The sequence below is a fragment of the Isoptericola sp. NPDC056618 genome (assembly GCF_042792715.1).
GTDB lineage: Bacteria > Actinomycetota > Actinomycetes > Actinomycetales > Cellulomonadaceae > Isoptericola > Isoptericola nanjingensis.
This window is the reverse complement of sequence record NZ_JBHTVZ010000019.1, coordinates 14,214-38,195: the sequence shown is the minus strand read 5'-3', so window position 1 is coordinate 38,195 and position 23,982 is coordinate 14,214. Positions and strand designations below refer to the sequence as shown.

The following is a 23,982-nucleotide window of genomic DNA, read 5'->3' as shown; positions in this document are numbered from 1 at the left end:
GCCCGGCCCGGACGGCGGGCCGGCGTCGATGCCGCAATTGCGTCGGATGCCCGCGCGCGACACGATCGGGTCGTGAATCCCCGTGTCGTCCCCGCTGCGCCGCGCCGCGCCGCAGCGGCCGCCGGTGCGTGCGTGCTGGCCCTGCTGCTGGCCCTCGCCGGCGCCGCCGTCCTCGCGCTCAGCGCCTCCGCCGTCCCTCCCCTGACCCAGCTCGACAGCGAGATCACCGACCAGTCGGGCGTGCTCGACGACGGCGACGAGGCGCGGGTGCAGACCTCGCTCGACCAGCTCGCGGACGAGACGCCGTACCAGCTGTTCGTCGTCTACGTGGAGTCGTTCGACGGCACGGACGGCCGCGACTGGGCGAACCGCACCGCGACGGACGCGGGCCTCGGGGTGAACGACCTGCTGCTCGCCGTCGCCACCGAGGGCCGCGCGTACGGGCTGTCGGTGGACACCAACAACGGCCTCTCGGACGCGCAGCTCGACCAGGTGGAGCAGGTCGCCGAGGACCACCTGCGCGACGACGACTGGGCCGGCGCCGCGATCGCCGCCGCGGACACGATCCGCACCGGCGGCACGGCGTCGTCCGGCGGCGGTGGCTGGGGCGTGGCGGCCGCGGTGGGCGGCGTCGTCGTGGCCGGCGGGCTCGGAGGATGGCTCTGGGTCCGGTCGCGCCGCAGGAACCAGGGCGCCGCCACCCCGGCCGGGCCGGGCGACGTGTCCGCAGTGCCGACGGAGGAGCTCGAGCGCCGGGTGGGCACCGCGCTCGTCGAGATCGACGACGCGGTCCGCACGTCCGAGCAGGAGCTCGGCTTCGCGCAGGCCGAGTTCGGGCTCGAGGCCACGCAGGACTTCTCCGCGGCCCTGGAGACCGCGAAGGCCGACGTCGCGCAGGCCTTCCATCTGCGCCAGGAGCTCGACGACGACGTGCCGGACAGCGAGCCGCGCCGCCGCCAGCTGCTCGCGGGCATCCTCGAGCTGACCGAGCACGCGGGCGCGTCGCTGGACGCGCAGACGGACGCCTTCGACGAGCTGCGCTCCCTCCAGCAGCGCGCCCCGGAGCTGCTGGACGAGACCGAGCAGCGCGCCGGCGAGATCGAGGCGCGCGTGCCCGTGGCGCGCGAGACGCTCGACGGGCTCGCGGCGTCGTACCCGACGTCGGCGCTGGCGTCGGTCCGCGGCAACCCGGACCAGGCGACCGCCCTCGTGGCGCACGCCCGCGACGCCGTCGCGTCGGGCCGCGCCGCACTTACCGGCCGCACCCGCTCCGCCGCCGTCGCGCACCTGCGGGCGGCGCAGAACGCGCTCGGCCAGGCCGCGACGCTGCTCGACGCCGTCGACCAGGCGGGCGCGCAGCTCGCCACCGCCGGCGCCGACCTGGACAAGGGCCTCGCGTCGATCGGCCAGGACGTGGCCGACGCCGCCCGCCTCGCGCCCGCCGGCGGCGCCGCCGACGGCCAGGCCGACCGGGCGGCCGTGGCCGCGGCGCTCGCCGAGGCGGAGGCCGCGATGACCCAGGCGCGCGACGCGCGCTCGGGCGGCGACCCGCTCGCCGCGCTGCACCGGCTCACGGCGGCCGAGGCCGCCCTGGACGCCGCCCTCGCCCCCGCGCGCGAGAAGGCGGAGGCGGACGCGCGCGCCCGCGCGCTCCTGCGCGACACCCTCGGCCGCGTCGACTCGCAGGTGCGCGCCACGCAGGACTACGTCGCGACGCGACGCGGTGCCGTCGGGCCCGAGGCCCGGACCCGCCTGGCCGAGGCGGCGCGGCTCGTCGCCGAGGCCCAGGCGCTCCAGTCGCAGGACCCGACGGCGGCCCTCGAGCGCGCCCAGCAGGCCGAACGGTACGCCCAGCAGGCGACGCAGCTCGCGGAGCAGGACACCTCGTCGTGGGGCGCGAACCAGGGCGGGCAGGGCGGGCCGAACGTCGGCGGCATGGTGCTGGGCGGCATCCTGCTCGACTCCGTGCTGCGCGGCTCCGGCGGCGGCATCAGCGGCGGGTTCGGCGGAGGCTACGGCGGCGCCCGGCGCCGGGGCGGCTACGGCGGCGGGTTCGGCGGCGGCCGGGGCGGCGGCGGGTTCGGCGGCGGCCGGCGCAGCAGCGGCGGCGGGCGCGGCGGGAGGTCGCGCGGCGGCCGCTTCTGAGCCCCGGCGGGCGGAACCCGACCGCGACGACGCACGTTCTGGCAGGCACACGACGACGGCACACCATCTCAGCAGGGCGACGGAAGGAAGCACGACCATGACGCAGAAGCAGAGCATCCTCGGGCGGATCAGCCAGCTCGCGAAGGCGAACATCAACGCGCTTCTCGACCGCGCCGAGGACCCGCAGAAGATGCTGGACCAGCTCGTCCGCGACTACACGAACAACATCGCCGAGGCCGAGCAGGCCATCGCCCAGACCATCGGCAACCTGCGCCTCGCCGAGCAGGACTACAACGAGGACGTCCAGGCCGCCAGCGAGTGGGGCACCAAGGCCCTCGCCGCGTCGCGCAAGGCCGACGAGTACCGCGCCGCCGGCAACACCGCCGACGCCGACAAGTTCGACAGTCTCGCCAAGGTGGCGCTGCGCAAGCAGCTCGACGCCGAGTCCGAGGTCAAGACGGCGCAGCCGATGATCGAGCAGCAGCGCGTCACGGTCGAGAAGCTCAAGACGGGCCTCGCCGCGATGAAGGACAAGCTGGGCGAGCTGAAGTCCAAGCGCGACCAGCTCGTCGCCCGTCAGAAGGCCGCCCAGGCGCAGCAGACGGTGCAGGGCGCGATCAGCTCCATCAACGTGCTCGACCCGACCAGCGAGCTGGCCCGGTACGAGGAGACCGTGCGCCGCGAGGAGGCCATGGCGATGGGCCAGGCGGAGGTCGCCGCGGCGTCCCTCGACTCCCAGTTCGCGGAGCTGGAGGCCTCCGACGCCGACATCGAGCTCGAGGCCCGGCTCGCCGCCCTCAAGGCGGGCAACGCGCCGTCGCCGCAGATCTCCCCGTCCACCGAGCAGTACTGACGACCGGCCGACCACCGCGCAGCGGCACGCGGCGATTCATCGAGCGTGCTGAAATGGTCCTCATCCCGGCGGTCTGAGGAGCATTTCAGCACGCTCGATGCGTGCGCGAGTCGTGGCTCTCGTGGGCACGGTCATTCGGTCACCGACCGGGCGCGGGGTCCACGTCACGAATCGTTGTGGGGGGCGGGCCGATACGCTGAGGGACATGTCTCCCGCCTTCACCGCCCCGGTCCCCGCGAGCGCGCCCGCCACCGCGGAGGCCACGGGCCGCCGCACCTACCTCCTGGTGGACGGCGAGAACATCGACGCCACGCTGGGCATGAACGTGCTGAACCGGAGGCCGAACCCCGAGGAGCGCCCCCGCTGGGACCGCATCTCGACGTTCGCGCAGAAGCTGTGGGACCAGGACGTCGTCCCGCTGTTCTTCCTCAACGCCAGCAGCGGGCAGATGCCGATGGCGTTCGTGCAGGCGCTGCTCGCGATGGGCTACAAGCCGATCCCGCTGGCCTCGTCCGGCACGGAGAAGGTCGTCGACGTCGGTATCCAGCGCACCCTGGAGGCGCTGGCGGACCGGGACGGCGACGTCCTGCTCGCGAGCCACGACGGCGACTTCCTGCCGCAGATCGAGGCGCTGCTCGACGACGAGCGCCGCGTGGGGCTGCTGGCGTTCCGCGAGTTCGTCAACGGGCAGTTCGCGCAGCTCTCCGAGCGCGGGCTGCAGATGTTCGACCTCGAGGGCGACGCCGACGCGTTCACCGCCCCGCTGCCGCGCGTGCGGATCATCCCGCTCGACGAGTTCGACCCGCTGCGCTACCTCTGACCGCTGTGAGCGGGGATCAGCCCGCGGCGAGCAGCTCCCGGTACAGCGGGGTCGTGTAGCCGGGCGTGAACGTGCTCCCGCCCAGGACGGCGCGCAGCCGCTCCGCCTCGGCGGCGACGGCGGCCTCGCCGTCGGCACCCACGTCCTCGAGCAGGCGCCAGACGACGTCGCCACCCGGTCGCACGATCCACAGGCCGACGATCCGCCCCTGCCACCACACCGTGGCGCCCGCGTTGCCGGCGCTGTCGAAGATCCGCTCGCGGTGCGGGCCCAGGTACCAGTCGCGGGCGGTCCAGCCCATGGTGGTGGGGTCGAGGGTGGGCAGCAGCGCGGCGTGACCGCCGACGACGTCGTCCAGCGCGGGGTCGAGGTCCGCGTCCAGGTCGGTGTCGCGCAGCATGACGCCGTCGGCGGCGACGGCGTCCCCTCCCGGCGGACCGATCTCCACCTCGACCTCGCGCACGTCGAGGGCGGCGACGGCGCGGCGCGCCTGCCCGAGGTTCCAGCCGGTCCACCACCTGAGGTCCGCCACGGTGGCGGGCCCGAACGCCTCGAGCCACGCCCGGGCGAGCTCCACCCGGGCCACCTCCTCGTCCATCACGGGGATCCCGTCGGGGAACCAGTCGGTCATCGGCGACCACACGTGCCGCGGCGACGACCACGCCCCGCGCGGCTCGCCGCGCACCACGGAGCCCTCGGCCGACAGCAGGGACAGCAGCGGCGACGTCATGGTGCGGCGCACGTCCCACGCCTTGTCCGTGGTGGGCAGGAACGCGGTGCGCAGGAGCGGCGCCGCCCTCGAGAGCTCGGCGCCGTCGAGCGGGCCGGCGGCGAGGGCAGCGTGCACCTGCGCCTCGGCGTCCGCGACCAGCGCCTCGGGGTCGTCGACGGCCGGGTCCGTGGGCAGGGTCGCGAGCTCCTTGAGCAGCCGCGCCCGCAGCCGCGACGCGACCGGGGTCGACGCCGCCGCGTGCACCACCGGCACCAGGTCGCGCGGCACGACGAACATCGTGCGCCGCATGCCCAGCACCTTGACGAGGCTGCGCCGCTCGAACAGGGCGTCGCGCACGTCGTCGAGACCGAGCCCGGGCACCCGGGCGAGGACCGCGAGGTGCACGCTCGGCGCGTCCGTCGCGTGCAGCGCGACCAGCCTCCGCGTGACGTCCTCCGGCGTCGCCAGCGCCGGTGACCCGGGCCGGCCCACGCCCAGCGCCAGCTGTCGCCCGACCAGGCGCCGCCGGCGCTGCTCCCCCGTGATCCGCACCCGCCCATCATGGGTCCCCCCGCCGACACCGCGACGCGGAGAACGGCGCCACCCCTTGCCGCGAGTCTTATTACTCGTCTAGAGTAAAAACATGGACGCAGGAACCCCGGCCCAGGCCGTCGCCGACATCACCGCAGCGCGGACGGCGGCGGACCTGTTCGCCGGCGCACCGACGGAGGCCGCCGCCGCGCGCCGGGCCCGCCGGACCTACCGCCGCCTCGTCGCCCTCGTCCACCCCGACGTGGCGGTCGGCCACGGCGTCGCGCCCGACGTCGCGCAGCGGGCGACGGCACGTCTCAACGACCTCTACGAGCAGTGGCGGCTCGGCGCCCCGGCGCGCACGGCCGGCCCGGCGGCACCGCACGTCGTCGGCCGGCACGACACCTACCGGCTGCGCGACCGCCTCCACCGCGCCGACCTGGTCAGCACGTACGCGACCGACGACCCGCTGCTCCGCGTCATGCTCAGCCGCACCGAGAGCCGGGGCACCGACCGGTTCCAGGCGGCGACCAGGGCGCTCGCCACGGCGGGCGCCGGCGCGTTCGCCCCCACGCCGGTCGACGGCGGCACCACGGCCGACCGGGCCTGGGTCGCGGCCCGGCTGCCCGACGGGCTGCACACCCTGCGCGAGGTCCGCTCGGCCTTCCCGGGCGGCCTCGACGGCCGCGACTGGGCGTGGATGGCCCGCCGCGTCCTCCTGGCCCTCGACCTCGCGGGCGAGCCGGCGGTCCTGGACGTCGACACCGTCCTCGTGCACCCGACTCGGCACGGCGTCGTCCTGACGGGCTGGGGCGCGACGACCGCCGACGCCGGGCTCGCCGACCTCTTCGACGCGCTGCTCGACGGCCACCCCGACGCGGCCCGCCAGCGCGCCTGGGCCCGGGCCTCGGCGTCGCTCGACGCGGGTCGCCGTCGGACCGAGTACGACCTCCTGCTGCGCCACCTGTACGGCGCGCGGCGATACCGCCCGTTCGCCCTCCCGGACGCGGCCTAGCACAGACCACGGGGCCACCGGCCCCCCGACGAAAGGAGCCCGTCATGGGCGCAGGACAGTGGGACACCAGCACCTTCACCGCCGCGGCGGCCGCGCGCCGGGCGCGCGGCCAGGACGACTTCGGCTACACCTCGAGGATGCGGGGAGTGCCGCGCGACCAGCGCACGGCGGCCCCCGACCTCGAGGCGTTCGGCGCCACGGCCCGCGAGGCCCGCGACAGCGCCGAGCACCCGCGCTCGACCCCGATCGCGGTCCTGTTCGACGTCACCGGCTCGATGGGGCAGGTCCCCATGACCCTCCAGCGGCGGCTGCCCGACCTGCTCGGCCTCCTCACGCGCGGCGGGTACGCACAGGACCCGCAGATCCTCGTCGGCGCGATCGGGGACGACGTGTTCGACGCCGTGCCCCTCCAGGTCGGGCAGTTCGAGTCGGACAACCGCATCGACGCCCAGCTCCGGGACATCTACCTCGAGCGCGGGGGCGGCGGCGACGGCAAGGAGGGCTACGCCCTGGCCGCCCACTTCCTCGCGACGCGGGCCCGGCTGGACTCGCTCGAGAGGCGCGGCCGCAAGGGCTACTGCTTCCTCATCGGGGACGAGGCCAACAAGGACCGGCTCTTCGCGAGCTCGATCAGGAAGTTCGTCGGCGACCGGGCGTTCCGCGACCTCGACGTGCGCGAGGTGTACCGCCGGCTGGAGGAGAAGTTCCACGTCTACTTCGTGGTCCCGAACCTCACCGCCTACTACGACGCCCCCTGGCTCGAGGAGCACTGGCGCGACCTCCTCGGCGAACGGTTCCTCAAGCTCGACGACCCCGACGCGGTGTGCGACCTCATCGCGCTGACGGTCGGCATGATGGAGGACGCCATCACCCTCGAGGAGGGCCTGGCCGACCTGGGCACGATCGGGTCGACCGGCGCCGCCGCGGTCGGCAAGGCCCTGGCCGGCCTCGCCACGACCGGCCGCGACGCCGCCACCGGCGGCCTCCTGCCCGCCGACCTCTAGGAAGGACCCCATGATGCTGACCACCGCACCACGGCAGGCCATCGTCGTCGTGGGACTCGGGTACGGCGACGAGTCGAAGGGCGCGACGGTCGACCACCTCGCGGCCGGCGTGCCCGACGCCGTCGCCGTGGTGCGGTGGTCCGGTGGCGGCCAGGCCGCCCACAACGTCCGGCACGGCGCCCGGCACCACACGTTCCGGCAGTTCGGGTCGGGCACCTTCCTGGACCTGCGCACCGTGCTGCGCGCGCCGATGCTCGTCGACCCGGTGCTGCTCGCGGCCGAGGCGCACGCGCTCGAGGGTCAGGGCGTCCACGACCCCCTCGGCCTGGTCGTCGCCGACGCCCGGTGCCTCGTCACGACGCCGGTCCATGCGGCCATGAACCGGGCGCGGGAGCTCGCGCGCGGCTCTGGCCGGCACGGCTCGACGGGCCTCGGCATCGGCGAGACCGTGGCCTACGACCTCGCCGTGCGCGCCCGCGCGCGGGCCGGCGACGCCGTCGGGAACTTCATCGCCCCGGCCGCCGCCCCGCCCGGCCCCGCCCCGACGCTCGCGACCCTGCGCGACAGGCGTCGCACGGTCGCCGCGCTCGACGCGCTCGCCCGGTACGCCGCTCCCCTGCTCGAGTCGGTCGACGACGGGGACGTGGCGCACCCGTCCGTGTCGGAGATGGCGTCGCTGCTGTGCGCGATCGCCGCCGACGTCGAGATCGCCGACGGCGTCGACCGCCGGCTCGCGGACGCGCTCGGCGCGGGCACGGTGATCTTCGAGGGCAGCCAGGGCCTGCTCCTCGACGAGTGCCACGGCTTCCACCCGCACACCACCTGGTCGACGGTGACGCCCCGCCACCTGGTGCGCGAGCTCGAGGCCGCCGGACACCGCCCGTTCGTGCTCGGGCTGACCCGGACCTACTCGACGCGGCACGGCGCGGGCCCCATGCCGACCGAGGACGCCGGCCTGGTCCTGCCCGAGCCGGACAACCGGGAGGGCCGCTACCAGGGCGGGTGGCGCACGGGGCACCTCGACCTGCCCGCCCTGCGCTACGCCTCGCGGGTCGCGGGGCGCGTCGACGGGGTCGCCGTCAGCCATCTCGACGCGATCGCCGCCGCCGCGGCCGCGGGGACCCCGCTCCGGGTCGCCGGCTCGTGGGGCGGGGACCGGCAGCCGCTCGCGTTCGCCGCGCACCCGGACCTCGCCCACGCCGAGCGACTCACCGCGGCGGCGGCGTGCGCCCTCCCCGACCTCGCCCCGCTGCCCGACGACCCCGCCGCCGTCCTCCGGCTCGTCGAGGAGGCCGTCGGGGCCCCCGTCGTCCTGACGGCGGACGGCCCGCGCCGCACCGACCGCTCGCCGCGTGTCGGGGACGGGCCCGCGAGCAGGGCAGCATGATCCGCATGACCCCGCCCGACATCTTCAGCGTCGTCTCCGTCGACGTGGTCGCCCTGACCTACGACCGGGCCGCCCGACGCGTCCTGTTCGCCGCCCCCGAGCGCCCGCAGGACCCGTACCGCGGCGAGATCGCCCTCCCGGGGGTCGTCGTGCACAGCGGGGAGCGCCTTGCGGACGCCGCGGCCCGGGCCCTCGACAAGGTGGCCGTGCCGTCGGCGCCGGGGGCGCTCGGCCAGCTGCGGACGTTCGACGAGCCGACCCGCGACCCTCGCGGACCGTCCCTGTCCGTCGCCATGTGGGCGGCCTACTCCCCCTTCGACGCGCCCGCGCCCGGGGGGCCGTGGTTCCCGGTCGACGACGCCCCGCACCTCGCGTTCGACCACGACCAGATCCTGGCGACGAGCCGCGAGCTCGTCGCCGGAATGCTCTGGCGCGACCTGGGCCTCACGCGCGCGCTGACGGGGCCCGAGCTCACCGCCACCGACGCCGTCGCGATCACGGAGCAGCTCACGGGCCGCGTGCACCGTGGCAACCTGAACCGCGACCTGGCGCGGCTCCCCGGCCTCGTGGAGGCCGGCCTGGCGCACGGTGGGCGCGGGCGCCCGGCGAAGGTCTGGCGCTGGACCTGACGGCACCAGCACCGTCCGAGCCCCTTCCCAGGCAACGCTCAGACCCCGGTCGCACACTGAGGACATGAGCGCACCCGAGGCACGCCTCGTCGTCGTGGACGACGAGCCCAACATCCGCGAGCTGCTGTCCACGTCCCTGCGTTTCGCCGGGTTCGAGGTCCACGCCGCCGGTGACGGGAACGGGGCGCTGCAGCTCGTCCGCGACGTCGAGCCCGACCTCGTCGTGCTCGACGTGATGCTGCCCGACATGGACGGCTTCACCGTGACCCGCCGCATGCGCTCCACCGGCCGGCACACCCCCGTGCTGTTCCTCACCGCCCGCGACGACACGCAGGACAAGGTGCAGGGGCTCACCGTCGGCGGGGACGACTACGTGACGAAGCCGTTCAGCCTGGAGGAGGTCGTGGCGCGCATCCGCGCGGTGCTCCGTCGCACGCACGCGGGCGAGCCCGAGGACGACGCCGTCCTGCGCGTCGGCGACCTGGAGCTCGACGAGGACTCGCACGAGGTCCGCCGCGCCGGCGTCGAGATCGACCTGTCCCCCACCGAGTTCAAGCTGCTGCGCTACCTCATGCTCAACGCCGGCCGCGTGCTCTCCAAGGCGCAGATCCTCGACCACGTGTGGCAGTACGACTGGGGCGGCGACGCGAACATCGTCGAGTCCTACATCTCCTACCTGCGCCGCAAGATCGACAACCTCACCGTCACCGGCCCCGACGGCGACGACCTCACGCTGCCGCCGCTGATCCACACCAAGCGCGGCGTCGGCTACCTGCTGCGGGCGCCCCAGGCGCCGCGATGAGCGCGCCCACGCCGGGCGCACCGGGGACGACGGACGCGCCCACCCCGCCGGTGACCGGCACGACGGCGGACGGCCGCGCCCTGCCCGCCGACCCGCGGTCCGCGACCGACCCGCCGGCCGCGACGCCGTCCGGCCGGACCGGACGCTGGACGTGGCTGGAGCGGCTGCCGCTGCTCACCCGCCTCGTCGTGATCACGGTGCTCGTGCTGGCCGCCGGCCTCGTCCTCGCGGCGGTCGTGACGCGCACCGTCGTCTCGACGTACCTGGTCGACCAGGTGGACCAGCAGCTGCGGCAGTCCGCCCAGGGGGTCGCGAACCTCACCCTGCGGCAGTCGGAGTCCCCCACCTCCGGCCCGCCCACCGACTACGTCGTGATCTTCCGGGACGCGACCGGCGAGGTCAGCAGCGACCCGATCGGCTGGACCCCCAACATCGAGAAGTACGGCACCCCGGACATCCCGGTCGAGACGTACAGCGAGGTCCACGACCGGCACGGCGAGCCGTTCACCGTCGAGGGGTCGGGGGGCACGACGCCGACGCAGTGGCGGGTCGCGTCCCTCGCCGACTCGACGAACCAGGTGATCGCGTACGTCGCCTACCCCCTGGCGAACGTGCAGCACACGGTCGCCTACCTCACGCGCTCGCTGCTGTTCTCGGCGCTCGGCATCGTCATCCTCGGCGGGGCGATCTCCTTCCTGCTGGTGCACCGGTCGCTGCGGCCGCTGCGCCGGATCGAGGCGACGGCGGCGGAGATCGCCGCGGGCGACCTGTCGCAGCGCGTCCCCGAGCGCCCGACGTCGACCGAGGTGGGCTCGCTCTCTGCGTCGCTGAACACGATGCTGGCGCAGATCGAGCGCGCGTTCTCCGCCCAGGAGGAGTCGGAACGCCGCATGCGCCGGTTCGTCTCCGACGCGAGCCACGAGCTCCGCACGCCGCTGGCCACGGTCAAGGGCTACGGCGAGCTGTACCGGCTCGGCGCGCTCGACACGCCCGCCAAGGTGGACGACACCATGGGGCGCATCGAGGACTCGGCACGCCGCATGAGCACGCTGGTCAACGACCTCCTGGTGCTCGCCCGGCTCGACGAGGGCCGGCCGATGCGCCACGAGCCCGTGGACCTCGGAGCGATGGCCCGCGACGCGGCCCAGGACCTGCACGCCCTCGACCCGACGCGCGAGGTCGCGGTGACCGGGCTCGCCCCGGGCGCGCCCGCGCCGTCCGGCGTCGTCGTCACCGGCGACGGCGACCGGCTGCGCCAGGTGCTGACCAACCTCGTGGGGAACGTGGCGAGGCACACACCGGCCGGCTCCCCGGCCGAGCTGGCGGTGGGCCGGTCGCCGGACGGCGGCGCCGTCGTCGAGGTGCGCGACCACGGCCCGGGCATCACGCCGGAGCAGTCGAGCCGCGTGTTCGAGCGCTTCTACCGCGCCGACTCGTCGCGGAACCGGGAGTCCGGCGGCTCCGGCCTGGGGATGGCGATCGTCGCGGCGATCGTCGGCGCGCACCAGGGCCACGTGTCGGTGAGCGAGACGCCCGGCGGCGGGATGACGGTGCGAGTTCTTCTCCCGTCGGCGGACGGCTACGATGGCGCGTCGTCCTCCTCCGCCTGACCGGAAGGCTGACCAGCAGGCGTGGCCGGCACCCTGATCGCGGTGCGATGTCGCCCGTCGGTCGTAGTCTGACGAGGAGGAGGACAGTCCGAGTCCGACGACCGAAGGTCTGATTGCGATGGGCGTCATGAGCGCCGACGCGCCCCAGTGGTTCCTCTCCGCGTTCGTCCGCACCTGTCACGGTGCGGGAGCGACCGCCGACGACGCGGAGATCCGCTCTGTCGGGGAGGACCTCATCGACCGGTGGTCCGCCCCGGAGCGGCACTTCCACAACCTGCGCCACCTGGCCGACGTCCTGCACCGCGTGGACGAGCTGTCCCAGGAGACGCACGAGCCCGACCTGGTGCGCCTCGCGGCGTGGTACCACGGCGCGGTGTTCGACGCGACGCGCAAGGTCGCCCAGGCGAACCAGGGCGGCGAGCAGACCACGGTGAGCGCGAACCTCGCGCGCACGCAGCTCACCCAGCTCGGCCTGCCGGACGCCGCGGTGGAGCGCACCGCGCGGCTCGTCGACTCGATCGACCGCCACAAGCCGCTGCCTGACGACGTCGACTCGGCGGTGCTCAACGACGCCGACCTCGCGATGCTGGCGGCCGAGCCGCAGCGCTACAAGGCGTACATGGCGAACGTGCGGGCGGAGTACTCGCACATCCCGCTGCCCGACTACCTCGACGCCCGCGTCCGCGTGCTCACGAAGCTGCTGCAGCGCCCGTCGCTGTACTTCAGCCCGATGGGTGCGGCGTGGGAGGAGGCGGCCCGGCAGAACCTCGACGGCGAGCTGCACCGGCTGCTCAAGGAGCGGCGCCTGCTCGAGGAGAAGCCGGCCTCCTGACCCTGCCCCGGCCCGGTCCTCCACAGCCTGTGGACGACGGCGTCCGCGCGCGCCGCACGCTCCGTAACGTCGTCGTCGGCAACCCCCCAGGGGGCACGGCGACGAAGGAGGACACGTGCGGTACGAGGTCGACAGCGAGCGGGTCGCGCAGGCGAGCGCGGCGGTGAACGGTTCCGTGGCGGCGATCCGCTCCGAGGTGGGGGCGATGATGCGGCACCTGCAGGACCTGCAGTCCAGCTGGCACGGCGGCGCGGCGACCCAGTTCGCGGGCGTCATGGGTCAGTGGCAGGCCACGCAGACCCAGGTCGAGGCGGCGCTCGACGCCGTGACGGCGGCCCTGTCGTCGGCGTCGCGCACCTACGCGGACGCCGAGGCCCAGGCCACGCGGCTCTTCGCGGCCCGCTGAGACGGAGAGGGCGTCCCGCGTCGTGCGGGGCGCCCTCAGCCGCGTCCGGGCGTCACGGCGCGGTCCCCGCGCGCTGGGCCGCGAGCGACCACACCTGCTCCAGGGGCGCGAACCCGTCCTGGCCGTCGGCGTCGCGGAACACCTCGACCCAGCGCCCGATCGACGCCTGCCAGGCCACGTTGGCCGGGTCGTCGTCGAGCGCGGCGATCGCGGCGTCGAAGTCGTCGCAGTCGACGACGTGGAAGAGCCGCTCGCCGGAGCGCCAGATCGTCCACCCGTGGATGCCCACCCGGGCGAACGCGGCGTCGAGGTCGGCGGGGACGGCGGCGTGCTCGACGCGGTAGTCGTCGACGGCGCCCGGCCGCAGGACCGAGTGCAGGGCGACGATCATGCGCGGCCCCCAGGTTCACGGTGCACGACCCGGATCCTCCGGGCACCCACGACGCCGTGTCAACCGCCGGACGCACGACGGGCCCCCACCCCGCAGGGTGAGGGCCCGTCGTCGAACCGTCAGGCTCTGGCCGGACTCCGGATCAGAAGTCCATGCCGCCCATGCCACCGTCGCCGGCGGGCGCGGCCGAGGCCGGCTCCGGCTTGTCGGCCACGACGGCCTCGGTGGTGAGGAACAGCGCGGCGATCGACGCGGCGTTCTGCAGCGCGGAGCGCGTGACCTTGACCGGGTCGTTGACGCCCGCGGCCAGCAGGTCCTCGTACACGCCGGTCGCGGCGTTGAGGCCCTCGCCGGCGGGGAGGTTCTTGACCTTCTCCGCCACGACGCCGCCCTCGAGGCCGGCGTTCACCGCGATCTGCTTGAGCGGGGCCGAGATCGACGCAGCGACGATCTGCGCACCGGTCGCCTCGTCGCCCTCGAGCTCCAGCTTCGGGAACGCGGCGGCACCGGCCTGGATCAGCGCGACGCCACCACCGGCGACGATGCCCTCCTCGACCGCGGCCTTGGCGTTGCGGACGGCGTCCTCGATGCGGTGCTTGCGCTCCTTGAGCTCCACCTCGGTGGCCGCGCCGGCCTTGATGACGGCCACGCCGCCGGCCAGCTTGGCGAGACGCTCCTGGAGCTTCTCGCGGTCGTAGTCCGAGTCCGACTTCTCGATCTCGGAGCGGATCTGGTTGACGCGGCCCGAGATGAGCTCGGCGTCGCCCGCACCCTCGACGATCGTGGTCTCGTCCTTGGTCACGACGACCTTGCGCGCCTGGCCCAGCAGGTCCAGGGTCGCGTTCTCCAGCTTGAGGCCCACCGTCTCGGTGATGACCTGGCCGCCGGTGAGGATCGCGATGTCCTGCAGCATGGCCTTGCGGCGGTCGCCGAAGCCCGGGGCCTTGACGGCGACGGACTTGAAGGTGCCGCGGATCTTGTTCAGCACGAGGGTGGCCAGGGCCTCGCCCTCGACGTCCTCGGCGATGATGAGCAGCGAGCGACCGGCCTTCATGACCTGGTCGAGCACCGGCAGCATGTCCTTGACGTTCGAGATCTTCGACTCGACGATCAGGACGTACGGGTCCTCGAGGACGGCCTCCTGGCGCTCCGGGTCCGTCTCGAAGTAGCGGGCGAGGAAGCCCTTGTCGAAGCGCATGCCCTCGGTGAGCTCGAGCTCGAGGCCGAACGTGTTCGACTCCTCGACCGTGATCACGCCCTCCTTGCCCACCTTGTCGAGGGCCTCGGCGATGAGCTCGCCGATGGAGGGGTCGCCGGCCGAGATGGCGGCCGTGGCGGCGATCTGGTCCTTGGTCTCGATCTCGACCGCGGCGTTGAGCAGCTGCTCGGTGACGGCCTCGACGGCCTTCTCGATGCCGCGCTTGACGGCGATCGGGTTGGCGCCGGCGGCGACGACGCGCAGGCCCTCGCGCACGAGCGCCTGGGCGAGCACGGTGGCGGTGGTGGTGCCGTCACCCGCGACGTCGTCCGTCTTCTTGGCGACCTCCTTGACGAGCTCCGCGCCGATCTTCTCGTACGGGTCGTCGAGCTCGATCTCCTTGGCGATGGAGACACCGTCGTTGGTGATCGTGGGGGCGCCCCACTTCTTGTCCAGGACGACGTTGCGGCCCTTGGGGCCGAGCGTGACCTTCACGGTGTCGGCGAGCTGGTTGAGCCCGCGCTCCATGCTCCGACGAGCTTCCTCGTCGAACGCGATGATCTTGGCCATGGGGACTGATCCTCCGCTGGTGGCTGAGATGGCCGGCCGGCGCCCGCGACGGACGACCCACCCCGCGGCGTTCAGGTCACGCGCACGCGGAGGGTCTCACCGAACGACCCGAATGCTTCACCCGCGGCCCAGGAGAACGCCGCCCCGGGAGGCGGCTGTCACTCACAGGCCGAGAGTGCTAAGCCATTATTGGCACTCTCGGGTGGCGAGTGCAAGACGTTCGCCGAGGGCGTGCCGCACCCGGGGACGACGAAGGCCGGCACCCCGGGCGCGTCCCTGCGTCCTCGGTGCCGGCCTGTCGCGGTCGACGGCGGGTCGACGGCGTGGTCAGAGCGGGCGGACCTGCTCGGCCTGCGGACCCTTCTGTCCCTGGCCGACCTCGAACTCGACGCCCTGGCCCTCGTCCAGGGTGCGGTACCCGTCGGTCTGGATGGCGCTGTAGTGGACGAACAGGTCCTGCCCGCCCGCGGCCGGGGTGATGAACCCGAACCCCTTCTCCGCGTTGAACCACTTGACGGTGCCCTGGGCCATGTACCTCTCCTTGTGCTACTCGGCCGCAGGGCAGGCACCCCACGGTGAGGGGGAGCCTAGTAGCGGCGATCGCGGCAAGGGAAGCACCGATGTCCGGAATGTCGGCATCCGAGATTCCGGACGGGCGACGACGGTCAGCCCACGGGCGACTTGAGGACCACCCAGACGGCCTGCTCGCTGGCCGTGACGTCGTCGGACTCCTGCACGTTCGCCGGGTCGACGCCGAGCGCCTCGGCGACGGCGCTGGCCGTGTCCGCGCGGTCCGCGCCGTACAGGACGGTCGTCTCCTCGTAGACGCCCTTCAGCGTGTCCGGCGCGTCCGTGGCCGCGACGTCGACGAACCCGCCGTCGCTCGAGAGGACGCCCTGACCGGCCGCTGCCTGGCCCTGGCCCGCACCGTCGTTGTAGACGACGACCGACGCCTCGAGGTTCGCCGCCGCCGGGTCGCCGGGCAGTTCGGTGGCCGCCTCCGACTCGCCGTCCGTCGGCTCCTCCGAGGTGTCGCCACCCTCCTCGCCGTCGGCCGGCGGCTCCTCGCCCTCGGCGTCGGCGGAGGCGGAGGCCTCGGGCTCGGCGCCGGCTCCCGCGGTCTGCTCGGCGGCGGGAGGCGTCGCGGGGTCGCCGTCGTCCGACAGGAAGGAGACGATGCCGACCGCGAGCCCGCCGCACACGACGACGATCAGCAGGAACGGCCACACCGAGCTCCACCCGCTGCGCGGCTCACGATGCACACCGACCGGCGTGCCCTCGGGCCCGCGGACGTCGAACTCGTCGGGCGGGTAGGGGTAATGGCTCTTGCTCACGGCGGACAGGGTAGCCGTTCCGGGCGTCCGCCCGTCCAGACCGCTCTCAGCGAGCCCCTGGCCTGCCGGTCCGCCCGGGTCACGGGCGCGTCGTCAGCTCTGGCCGTCGGAGAGGCGCCGCGCGGAGCGGGCCCGCTGGCGCGTGGACCGCATCCGGCGCAGCCGCTTGACGAGCATGGGGTCGTGGGCGAGCGCTGCCGGCGAGTCGATGAGGGCGTTCAGCACCTGGTAGTAGCGCGTCGCCGACAGCCCGAACAGCTCGCGCACCGCCTGCTCCTTCGCCCCGGCGTACTTCCACCACTGCCGCTCGAAGGCGAGGATCTCGCGGTCGCGGTCGGAGAGGTCGCCGTCCGACGACGTCGCGGTCGATGCCGCGGACGACTCGGTCGCCGTCGTGCCCGACGCCTCCGGGTCCGGCTGGACCTCCTGGACCAGGATCTCGCTCATGGCGTCCCAGTATGGCGCGTCCGCGCGCCGGTCCCGACGACGTCGCCCCGCGCGCCGCGATCCCGCGACCTGTCAGGGCCACACGCATCTTCCCGTGCCCGTGGCCCTGACAGCTCGCCGGGCGGGTGCGCTAGCGTCGCGGCGTGGACACCCCGACGACGACCGGCCCCGGCACGACGACGCAGGAGCGGCCGCCGCTCGACCAGGTCATGGCGCCCGACTGGGCCGCCGCACTGGCCGACGTCGAGCCGCAGATCCACGCGATGGGCGACTTCCTGCGCGCCGAGGTCGCCGCGGGGCGCACGTACCTGCCCGAGGGGCCGGACATCTTCGCGGCGTTCTCCCGACCGCTCGCCGACGTGCGCGTGCTCGTCGTCGGGCAGGACCCGTACCCCACGCCCGGGCACCCCATGGGCCTGTCGTTCTCCGTGCAGCCGCAGGTGCGACCGGTGCCCAGGTCGCTGGTGAACATCTACACCGAGCTCGCCGAGGACGTCGGTGTGCCGACGCCGTCGAACGGCGACCTGCGCCCCTGGGCCGACCAGGGCGTCATGCTGCTCAACCGCGTGCTGACCGTGCGGCCCGGTACCCCGGCGTCGCACCGCGGCAAGGGGTGGGAGCAGGTCACGGAGGCCGCGATCAAGGCGCTCGTGGCCCGCGGCGGCCCGCTCGTCGCGATCCTGTGGGGGCGCGACGCCGCGTCGCTCAAGCCGTGGCTCGGCCACGTCCCGACGGTCGAGAGCGCGCACCCCAGCCCGCTGTCCGCGTACCGCGGCTTCTTCGGCTCCCGACCGTTCTCCCGCGTCAACGCGCTGCTCGAGGCGCAGGGCGGGACGCCGGTGGACTGGCGCCTCGCCTGACGCCGGTCCGACCGCGAGGGCCGGTCCGGCGTCGTCGCCCCGAGCGCCCACCGCCGCCCGAGGAGCACAATGGCGGACGTGACCACGCAGGACTCCACCCCGACCCCTGACGGCACGACCCCTGGCGCCGCCCCCACCTCCGTCCCCCCGTGGACGCGCTACGTCGCGATCGGCGACTCGTTCAGCGAGGGCCTGTGGGACCCGTACCCCTACGACGACGGCTCCCCCGCCCCGGGAGGAACGGAGTCGGCGGCGAAGCAGCGCGGCTGGGCGGACCGCCTCGCCGGCGCGCTGTCCACCCGCCGCACCACCGCCGGCGAGCCCGCCCTGGCGTACGCGAACCTCGCCATCCGCGGCCGGCTGCTGCGCCACATCCTGGACGAGCAGGTCGACGTCGCGCTGGCGATGCAGCCCGACCTGGTGTCGTTCGTCGGCGGCGGCAACGACATCCTGCGCCCGCAGGCCGACATCGACGTGCTCTCGGCCCGCCTGGAGCAGGGCGTGGCGGCGATCCGCGCGACGGGCGCCGACGTCCTCCTCGGCACGGGCTTCAAGGCGGGCGCCGGGCTGAGCTGGACCCGCGGCCGCGTGGGCCAGTACAACGCGAACATCTGGACCATCGCGCGCAAGCACGGGGCGCACGTGCTGGACCTGTGGGGCCTCGACCCCCTGTTCGACCTGCGCATGTGGGCCGACGACCGCATCCACCTCACCCCCGAGGGGCACCGCCGCGTCGCCGACGCCGCGCTCGTCGGCCTCGGCCAGGCGCCGGTCGACCCCGACTACGCCGTCGCGCTCGACCCCCTGCCGCCGCAGGCGTTCGTCGAGCGGGCCCGCGCCAACGCGCAGTGGGCGCGCACGCACGTCGTGCCCTGGGTGCAGCGCCGGATCAAGCACACGTCCAGCGGCGACGGCCGCGCGCCCAAGTGGGGCGCGCCCACGGCCTGGCCGCCCGCGGCGGACGAGTAGGGGTCGGGGCTCCGGCCGTGCGGTAGCGTCCCGCCGTCATCCGCAGGACGGCGAGGAGGCCCGATGACCGCACGGAGCAGGGCCGGGGGCACGACCGCGGGGCGGTGGTCCGCGGCACGTGGACGCCTGCGGGCCCAGGTCGGCGGGTCGCGGACGCGCGACATCTGGGGCGCGGTCGTCGGCCTCGTCATGTTCGTCGGGTTCGGCTGCTGGTTCGTCGTCGACGCCGTGACCACCCAGGTCGCCCTCGCCACGCACGGCGTCGAGGGCACGGCCTTCGTCCTCGGGCGCGATCACCATCGCCGCGGCCCGGACGAGCTGAGCATCCTCGTCGCGGACGTGGACGACGGACGCCCGAGCGAGCTCCAGCACTGGAACGACGACGCCAGGCCTGGCAGCACCATCGACGTCGTCTACGACCCGCGGGACCCCGGCCGCGTACGCCAGGTGGGCGTGCCGGGCTGGGGATGGTGGGAGTCGCTGTTCTCCGCCGCGGCGCTGATCTGCCTCGCGCTCGGGCCGATCGTCGTCGTCGAGTCGTCCCGCGAGCTGGCGCGGCGCCGCCGCGACCGACGCGCCGCGCGGACCGGATGACCTCGGGGCGTCGGCGCGCGTCGAGAGGGTGTGGAGCCGCCTGTCGGATTCGAACCGACGACCTTCCGTTTACAAGACGGGAGCTCTACCAGCTGAGCTAAGGCGGCGGGAGCGCGGCACAGCCTACCGGGACGGGGAGGCCGTGCCGCGCGGCGGTCAGCTGCCGGCGGCCGCGGTGACGGCCTGGCCCAGGGCGCCCTGGGTGCCCCAGTCGCCGAAGACCTCGCCGTCGACGAGGACGGTCGGCGTGCCGAACGAGCCCGACTGCGGGTTCTGCAGCGCCTCGTCGGAGGTCGCCTCCTGCGTCGCCGAGTGGACGTACTGGCCGAACGTCTGGCGGGCGGTGCCGTCCTCGATGGCGGTCGCGACGTCGGCCGACGCCCCCGCCTCCTCGGCGTACGACGCGAGCTGCTCGTCCGACAGCCCCTCGGTGTTCTCTGCGGGCTGGTTGGTGAACAGCGCCGCGTGGAACGCCGGGAACGCCTCGGGGGCCTTGTCGGCGACGTAGGCCGCGGCCGAGGCGGCGCGCGTCGAGTAGTCGGTGCCGGCGGACAGCCGGTCGAGGATCGACACGGGGTGGTAGACGACGGTCGCGTCGCCGCCCGCGACCATCTCGTCGATGTCGCCGGCGTTGGTCTGCTCGAACTGGCCGCACACGGGGCACATGTAGTCGAGGTAGACGTCGATGACGGGCGCGTCGTCGTTGGTCGTGCCGGCCGCGTCGTCCGCGCCGACCGGGATGCCGCCGTCGTCCTGCGCCGTCGAGGGCATCGTGACCTCCGCCAGGGGGACGTCCTCGACGTTGTTCTTCGCGCCCTGCTGCAGGATCATCCAGACCACGACACCGAGCGCGACGAGCGCGACGCCGAGCACGGACAGGGTGATGATCCGGTTGCGCCGGTCGCGCTGCTGCTCCTTCTCGCGCAGGGCGAGCGCCTCGGCGCGCGCCGCGTCACGGCGCTGCGCCTTCGTCATGTTCGGGTTCTTCGTCGACATCGTGTCCTCGAGGATCTCGGGAGGGCGGGGCGGCGCGGCAGCGCCGGACGGGGCGAAGCCTACCCGCGGCACCTGGACGTTCGCCGGGAATGTCCTGCCGGGCCGACCGACGACGAGCGCGAGGAGTCAGAGGAGATCGGGGGGCCCGCTGATGGGCCACCACTCGATCGTCGGGTCGGAGAGCACGGGTGCGACGAGGATCACCGTGAGCACCAGGCAGACGGCCACGAGGACGGCGGCGCCGACGCGGCCCGGGGCGATCTTCCCGAGGATGATGCGGCCGCCCTCGCGCGCGGTGCCGCCCGCCGGCCCGAACCACGTGGCCAGGAGCGCGACGACCATCACCCCCGCCAGGACGCCGTTGAACACGATGCCCTCGTTCATCCCGCCCTGGGAGCGCGCCTCCAGGTCGTCGCGGGGCAGCACGATGAGGTGGCCCGCGCCGAACAGCCACCAGCCGGCCAGCAGCGTCAGCAGCCCGGCGCACGCGCCGACCAGCACCGCGGGGATCGACCCGAGCACGCCGAGGAGCGCGTGCCAGGGGAACAGCAGCGTGCCGACGAACCCGTCGGAGCGGCGGACGCCCCTGTGCTCGCGCCGCGTGTGCAGCCGGTCGCCCGACGTCGCGACGGCGCGGCACACGAGGACGAGCGCGATGAGCGCGCCGAACCCGATGAGCGGGCGGGTGGCCGCGAGGGCGACGAGCGGAAGCGCGACGGCGACGGCCGTCCCGGTGCGCCGTCGGTGCACCGGACGCTCGTACGGGCCGGGGGGCTCGGGCGGCAGCTCCTCGACCAGCTGGTCGTAGCCCTTGTAGCGGACGTCGCCGACCGGGATGGCACGCGTGGCGCCGTCCTGCGCCTGCAGCCGGTCGCGCTCCAGGGCGGTCATCGTCTGCGTCGGGTCGTCGGCGTCGGCCGGCGTGGCGGGGGCGGACGTGGTCGGGCGGTCCGGCGCGACGGGCGGCGGGGGCGGCGGCGCGCCCGGCGCGCTGCCAGGGGCGAGGGGGACTGCACCGGTCGGGGGGTACGACGCCGGGGCCGCGGCGGCCGCGACGACCTGCGTCGGCAGCCCCACCCGCTGGGTCGCGGCCGCCTGCGACTCGGTGGACTGCGCGATGCGCTGCGTGGCGTCCGGCGAGGCCCAGGGGTCGGGCGCGCCGCCCAGGGCGTCGTCGAGGTCCCGGCGCAGGGCCCGCGCCACCTCGGTGGGCCCCCAGCGGAGCGCCGGGTCGGCCTGGAGCGCCCCCGCGAGCGCCCGCGCCGTGCGGGGCGGCACGCCGTGCAGGTCCGGCCTCCCCTCCCGGGAGCGGCGAAGCACCAGCTCGGTGGGACGGACGCCGAACGGCGAGCGGCCGGTGGCGGCGAACGACAGCAGGGCGGCCCAGCTCCACCAGTCGGTCTCCGCGACGGGCGCGCCGCCGTCGAGCAGCTCGGGCGCGATGTAGCCGGGGGTGCCCATGACGAACCCCGCGGACGTGGTCCGGGTGTCGCCGGGCCCCTGCGCGATGCCGAAGTCGATGAGCACCGGGCCCTGCGCGGTGATCATCACGTTCGAGGGCTTGAGGTCGCGGTGCACCACGCCCGCGTCGTGCACGGCCTCCAGGGCGGCGGCGAGCTGGTCGGCGAGGGAGAAGACGTCGGCGGCGTCGAGCGGGCCGCGCTCGTCCACCTCCTCCTCGAGGGTGACGCCGTCCACCAGCTCCGTCACGACGAACGCGTACGCGCCCTCCAGCTCGGCGTCGAGCACCTGCGCGACGGCGGGGTGCCGGAGCCGCTGCAGCGCCGCGGCCTCGCGCCGGAGCCGCTCGCGCCCGGCGGGGTCGGCGTCGACGTGCGCGTGCAGCACCTTGAGCGCCACGCGGCCGCCGCCGCCGTCGACCGCCTCGTAGACGGCGCCCATCGCGCCGCTCCCGAGCGGACGTACGACCGTGTACCCGCCGACCTCCGCACCCTCGGCGAGGCCGCCGTCCCGGGTCCGGGAGACGCGCGGCGGGTGGTCCGAGGACGTGCCGCCGCGCGCCGCGCCGTCCTGGTTGCTCCCGTGCTGCCCGCTGCCGTCTTCGCCGCCGTCGCGCGTGGCCGACGGCGGGCCGGGCACGGGGTTGCGCCCCGGGACCTGCATCGCGTCGACCTCACCCATGGGGCACACCGTATCGGGCCGGACCTCCCGGGGCGCGCCGTGCCGCGCGGGTCCGCGACAGGTCACCGCCGGGTCGTGCGCAGGTCGCGGGCAGGTCGGGGAGCGCCCGTGCGCCCCGCTGCCGCCGGGGCGGTTCGGGTGACGTCGCGCCGCGCCGGGGCGAGCCCGCGGCCGCGTCGGTACCCTGTCCGGGGAGGACGTCGTCCTTTTCGAAGCCCTCCGGAGTCTTTGATGGATTCCTGGCAGAACGCGTGGAGAGAGGTCCCTTGACAGGCAACGGTTCGTCAAGCAGCCATCGTCGGAAGGGCGACGGGTACGACCTCGTCGTCGTCGCCAACCGGCTCCCGGTCGACTTCACGGTCGACGCCGACGGCGAGGTGGACTGGCACCGCTCGCCCGGTGGGCTGGTCACGGCCCTCGAGCCGGTCATGCGGGAGGCGGACGGCGCGTGGGTCGGCTGGTCCGGTGCCCCCGACCTCGAGCACGAGCCGTTCGAGGCCGACGACATGCTGCTGGTGCCCGTCACGCTCAGCAGGGCGGAGATCGAGCGGTACTACGAGGGGTTCTCCAACGACACCCTCTGGCCGCTGTACCACGACGTCATCTCGCCCCCGACCTACCACCGGCAGTGGTGGGACGCCTACCGCCGCGTCAACCGCCGGTTCGCCGAGGCCGCGGCCGCGCAGGCGGCGGAGAACGCGGTCGTCTGGGTGCACGACTACCAGCTCCAGCTGGTGCCGAAGATGCTCCGCGAGCTGCGCCCCGACCTGCGCATCGGGTTCTTCGACCACATCCCGTTCCCCGCGGTGGAGCTGTTCCAGCAGCTGCCGTGGCGCACGCAGATCGTCGAGGGCCTGCTGGGCGCGGACCTCATCGGCTTCCAGCGCGGCGGCGACGCCTCGAACTTCGTGCGCTCGGTGCGGCGGCTCACGAAGCACACCACGCGCGGGCCGATCATCACGGTCGCGGAGGAGGACGGACGCCCCGCCCGGCACGTGCGCGCCGCCGCGTTCCCCATCTCGATCGACTCCCACCACTTCGACGCGCTCGCCCGCGAGCCCGAGGTGCAGGCTCGCGCGAAGGAGATCCGCGCCGACCTGGGCGACCCGAAGGTGATGATGCTGGGCGTCGACCGCCTGGACTACACCAAGGGCATCCGGCACCGCATCAAGGCGTACGGCGAGCTGCTGCAGGACGGCCGGCTCGACGTCGAGCACTGCACGCTGGTACAGGTCGCGAGCCCGAGCCGCGAGAACGTCGGGGCCTACCAGGACCTGCGCGAGCACGTCGAGGGGCTCGTGGGCCGCATCAACGGCGAGTTCGGCGAGCTCGGGCACTCCGCGATCCACTACCTCCACCACTCCTACCCGCCCGACGAGATGGCCGCCCTGTACCTCGCAGCCGACGTCATGCTCGTCACGTCGTTGCGCGACGGCATGAACCTCGTGGCGAAGGAGTACATCGCGGCGCGCTCGGACGAGCAGGGGGTGCTGGTGCTGAGCGAGTTCACGGGCGCCGCCGACGAGCTGGCCCCCGGCCCGCTGCTGGTCAACCCGCACGACATCGACGGGATGAAGGACACCATCGTCGCGGCGGCGCACATGCCCGCGCGCGAGCAGCGGCGGCGGATGCGCCGGCTGCGCCGCAAGGTGATGGCCGACGACGTCGCGAAGTGGTCCGAGACGTTCCTCGGCGTGCTCACGGCCATGCCGGCCCGGTCGAGCCGCGGGTGAAC

The 23,982-nt window shown here is 74.5% G+C and carries 23 protein-coding genes and 1 tRNA gene; 15 read left to right on the top strand and 9 right to left on the bottom strand.

What is annotated here, in order from left to right; all coding sequences use genetic code 11:
* The first annotated feature begins 72 nt into the window (after positions 1-72).
* The 3 genes from ACFQ8T_RS18290 (at position 73) to ACFQ8T_RS18280 (ending at position 3,818) form a co-directional block, all read left to right on the top strand.
* A complete protein-coding gene (locus ACFQ8T_RS18290; protein ID WP_430547904.1) occupies positions 73-2,145 on the top strand; it encodes a TPM domain-containing protein in 2,073 nt (690 codons plus the stop codon).
* Positions 2,146-2,242: 97 nt separating this feature from the next.
* Positions 2,243-2,998 (top strand): PspA/IM30 family protein, encoded by a 756-nt coding sequence (locus ACFQ8T_RS18285; protein WP_430547903.1) that lies wholly within the window; start codon positions 2,243-2,245, stop codon positions 2,996-2,998.
* A gap of 205 nt (positions 2,999-3,203) precedes the next feature.
* Positions 3,204-3,818 carry an NYN domain-containing protein gene (locus ACFQ8T_RS18280; protein ID WP_430547902.1) on the top strand — a complete coding sequence of 205 codons (615 nt, stop codon included), beginning with the start codon at positions 3,204-3,206 and terminating at the stop codon, positions 3,816-3,818.
* A gap of 16 nt (positions 3,819-3,834) precedes the next feature.
* On the opposite strand, the gene ACFQ8T_RS18275 is transcribed toward ACFQ8T_RS18280, so the two are convergent.
* Positions 3,835-5,082, bottom strand: a complete 1,248-nt coding sequence (locus ACFQ8T_RS18275; RefSeq protein ID WP_430547901.1) for a winged helix DNA-binding domain-containing protein — start codon at positions 5,080-5,082, stop codon at positions 3,835-3,837.
* 91 nt (positions 5,083-5,173) lie between these two features.
* Here ACFQ8T_RS18275 and ACFQ8T_RS18270 point away from each other — a divergent pair, with 91 nt between their 5' ends.
* The 8 genes from ACFQ8T_RS18270 (at position 5,174) to ACFQ8T_RS18235 (ending at position 12,746) form a co-directional block, all read left to right on the top strand.
* Positions 5,174-6,076, top strand: a complete 903-nt coding sequence (locus ACFQ8T_RS18270; protein ID WP_430547900.1) for a hypothetical protein — start codon at positions 5,174-5,176, stop codon at positions 6,074-6,076.
* A gap of 44 nt (positions 6,077-6,120) precedes the next feature.
* A complete protein-coding gene (locus ACFQ8T_RS18265; protein WP_430547899.1) occupies positions 6,121-7,080 on the top strand; it encodes a hypothetical protein in 960 nt (319 codons plus the stop codon).
* A 10-nt stretch (positions 7,081-7,090) separates the two neighbouring features.
* Positions 7,091-8,467, top strand: a complete 1,377-nt coding sequence (locus ACFQ8T_RS18260; protein ID WP_430547898.1) for an adenylosuccinate synthetase — start codon at positions 7,091-7,093, stop codon at positions 8,465-8,467.
* Positions 8,464-9,096, top strand: coding sequence for an NUDIX hydrolase (locus ACFQ8T_RS18255; protein ID WP_430547897.1), 633 nt, complete (start codon positions 8,464-8,466; stop codon positions 9,094-9,096). The genes ACFQ8T_RS18260 and ACFQ8T_RS18255 overlap by 4 nt, the downstream gene beginning before the upstream one ends.
* 64 nt (positions 9,097-9,160) lie before the next feature.
* Positions 9,161-9,898, top strand: coding sequence for a response regulator transcription factor (locus ACFQ8T_RS18250; protein ID WP_429764313.1), 738 nt, complete (start codon positions 9,161-9,163; stop codon positions 9,896-9,898).
* Positions 9,895-11,508, top strand: a complete 1,614-nt coding sequence (locus ACFQ8T_RS18245; RefSeq protein WP_430547896.1) for a sensor histidine kinase — start codon at positions 9,895-9,897, stop codon at positions 11,506-11,508. The genes ACFQ8T_RS18250 and ACFQ8T_RS18245 overlap by 4 nt, the downstream gene beginning before the upstream one ends.
* A 127-nt stretch (positions 11,509-11,635) precedes the next feature.
* The gene (locus ACFQ8T_RS18240; protein WP_429764311.1) at positions 11,636-12,340 is read left to right on the top strand and encodes an HD domain-containing protein; all 705 of its coding nucleotides are present in this window, start codon (positions 11,636-11,638) and stop codon (positions 12,338-12,340) included.
* A gap of 115 nt (positions 12,341-12,455) precedes the next feature.
* Entirely contained in the window at positions 12,456-12,746 is a 291-nt protein-coding gene (locus ACFQ8T_RS18235) for a WXG100 family type VII secretion target (protein WP_429733705.1), read from the top strand.
* A gap of 52 nt (positions 12,747-12,798) precedes the next feature.
* Here the strand turns inward: ACFQ8T_RS18235 and ACFQ8T_RS18230 are convergent, their stop codons facing one another.
* From ACFQ8T_RS18230 to ACFQ8T_RS18210, 5 genes are all read right to left on the bottom strand, one after another.
* On the bottom strand, positions 12,799-13,137 hold the full coding sequence (locus ACFQ8T_RS18230) for an L-rhamnose mutarotase (protein WP_430547895.1): 339 nt from the start codon (positions 13,135-13,137) through the stop codon (positions 12,799-12,801).
* A gap of 142 nt (positions 13,138-13,279) precedes the next feature.
* Positions 13,280-14,905, bottom strand: coding sequence for a chaperonin GroEL (groL, locus tag ACFQ8T_RS18225; protein WP_430547894.1), 1,626 nt, complete (start codon positions 14,903-14,905; stop codon positions 13,280-13,282).
* A 327-nt stretch (positions 14,906-15,232) separates the two neighbouring features.
* The gene (locus ACFQ8T_RS18220) at positions 15,233-15,436 is read right to left on the bottom strand and encodes a cold-shock protein (protein WP_429764307.1); all 204 of its coding nucleotides are present in this window, start codon (positions 15,434-15,436) and stop codon (positions 15,233-15,235) included.
* A 134-nt stretch (positions 15,437-15,570) separates the two neighbouring features.
* Positions 15,571-16,239, bottom strand: coding sequence for a LytR C-terminal domain-containing protein (locus ACFQ8T_RS18215; protein WP_430547893.1), 669 nt, complete (start codon positions 16,237-16,239; stop codon positions 15,571-15,573).
* Between the two features lie 93 nt (positions 16,240-16,332).
* Positions 16,333-16,686: a DUF3263 domain-containing protein gene (locus tag ACFQ8T_RS18210; RefSeq protein WP_430547892.1), complete on the bottom strand. Its 354-nt coding sequence runs from the start codon at positions 16,684-16,686 to the stop codon at positions 16,333-16,335.
* A gap of 209 nt (positions 16,687-16,895) precedes the next feature.
* Here ACFQ8T_RS18210 and ACFQ8T_RS18205 point away from each other — a divergent pair, with 209 nt between their 5' ends.
* The 3 genes from ACFQ8T_RS18205 (at position 16,896) to ACFQ8T_RS18195 (ending at position 19,109) form a co-directional block, all read left to right on the top strand.
* The gene (locus ACFQ8T_RS18205; protein WP_430547955.1) at positions 16,896-17,546 is read left to right on the top strand and encodes a uracil-DNA glycosylase; all 651 of its coding nucleotides are present in this window, start codon (positions 16,896-16,898) and stop codon (positions 17,544-17,546) included.
* A 69-nt stretch (positions 17,547-17,615) separates the two neighbouring features.
* A complete protein-coding gene (locus ACFQ8T_RS18200) occupies positions 17,616-18,515 on the top strand; it encodes an SGNH/GDSL hydrolase family protein (RefSeq protein WP_430547891.1) in 900 nt (299 codons plus the stop codon).
* Positions 18,516-18,578: 63 nt separating this feature from the next.
* Positions 18,579-19,109 carry a hypothetical protein gene (locus ACFQ8T_RS18195; protein WP_430547890.1) on the top strand — a complete coding sequence of 177 codons (531 nt, stop codon included), beginning with the start codon at positions 18,579-18,581 and terminating at the stop codon, positions 19,107-19,109.
* A 31-nt stretch (positions 19,110-19,140) separates the two neighbouring features.
* Here the strand turns inward: ACFQ8T_RS18195 and ACFQ8T_RS18190 are convergent.
* From ACFQ8T_RS18190 to ACFQ8T_RS18180, 3 genes are all read right to left on the bottom strand, one after another.
* A tRNA-Thr gene (locus ACFQ8T_RS18190) sits at positions 19,141-19,216 on the bottom strand.
* Between the two features lie 49 nt (positions 19,217-19,265).
* Complete coding sequence (locus ACFQ8T_RS18185; protein ID WP_430547889.1) at positions 19,266-20,084, bottom strand: DsbA family protein; 819 nt, start codon at positions 20,082-20,084, stop codon at positions 19,266-19,268.
* 147 nt (positions 20,085-20,231) lie between these two features.
* A complete protein-coding gene (locus tag ACFQ8T_RS18180; RefSeq protein ID WP_430547888.1) occupies positions 20,232-22,247 on the bottom strand; it encodes a serine/threonine-protein kinase in 2,016 nt (671 codons plus the stop codon).
* Between the two features lie 266 nt (positions 22,248-22,513).
* On the opposite strand from ACFQ8T_RS18180, the gene ACFQ8T_RS18175 reads away from it, so the two are divergent.
* The gene (locus tag ACFQ8T_RS18175) at positions 22,514-23,980 is read left to right on the top strand and encodes a trehalose-6-phosphate synthase (RefSeq protein ID WP_430547887.1); all 1,467 of its coding nucleotides are present in this window, start codon (positions 22,514-22,516) and stop codon (positions 23,978-23,980) included.
* The last annotated feature ends 2 nt before the right edge of the window (positions 23,981-23,982 follow it).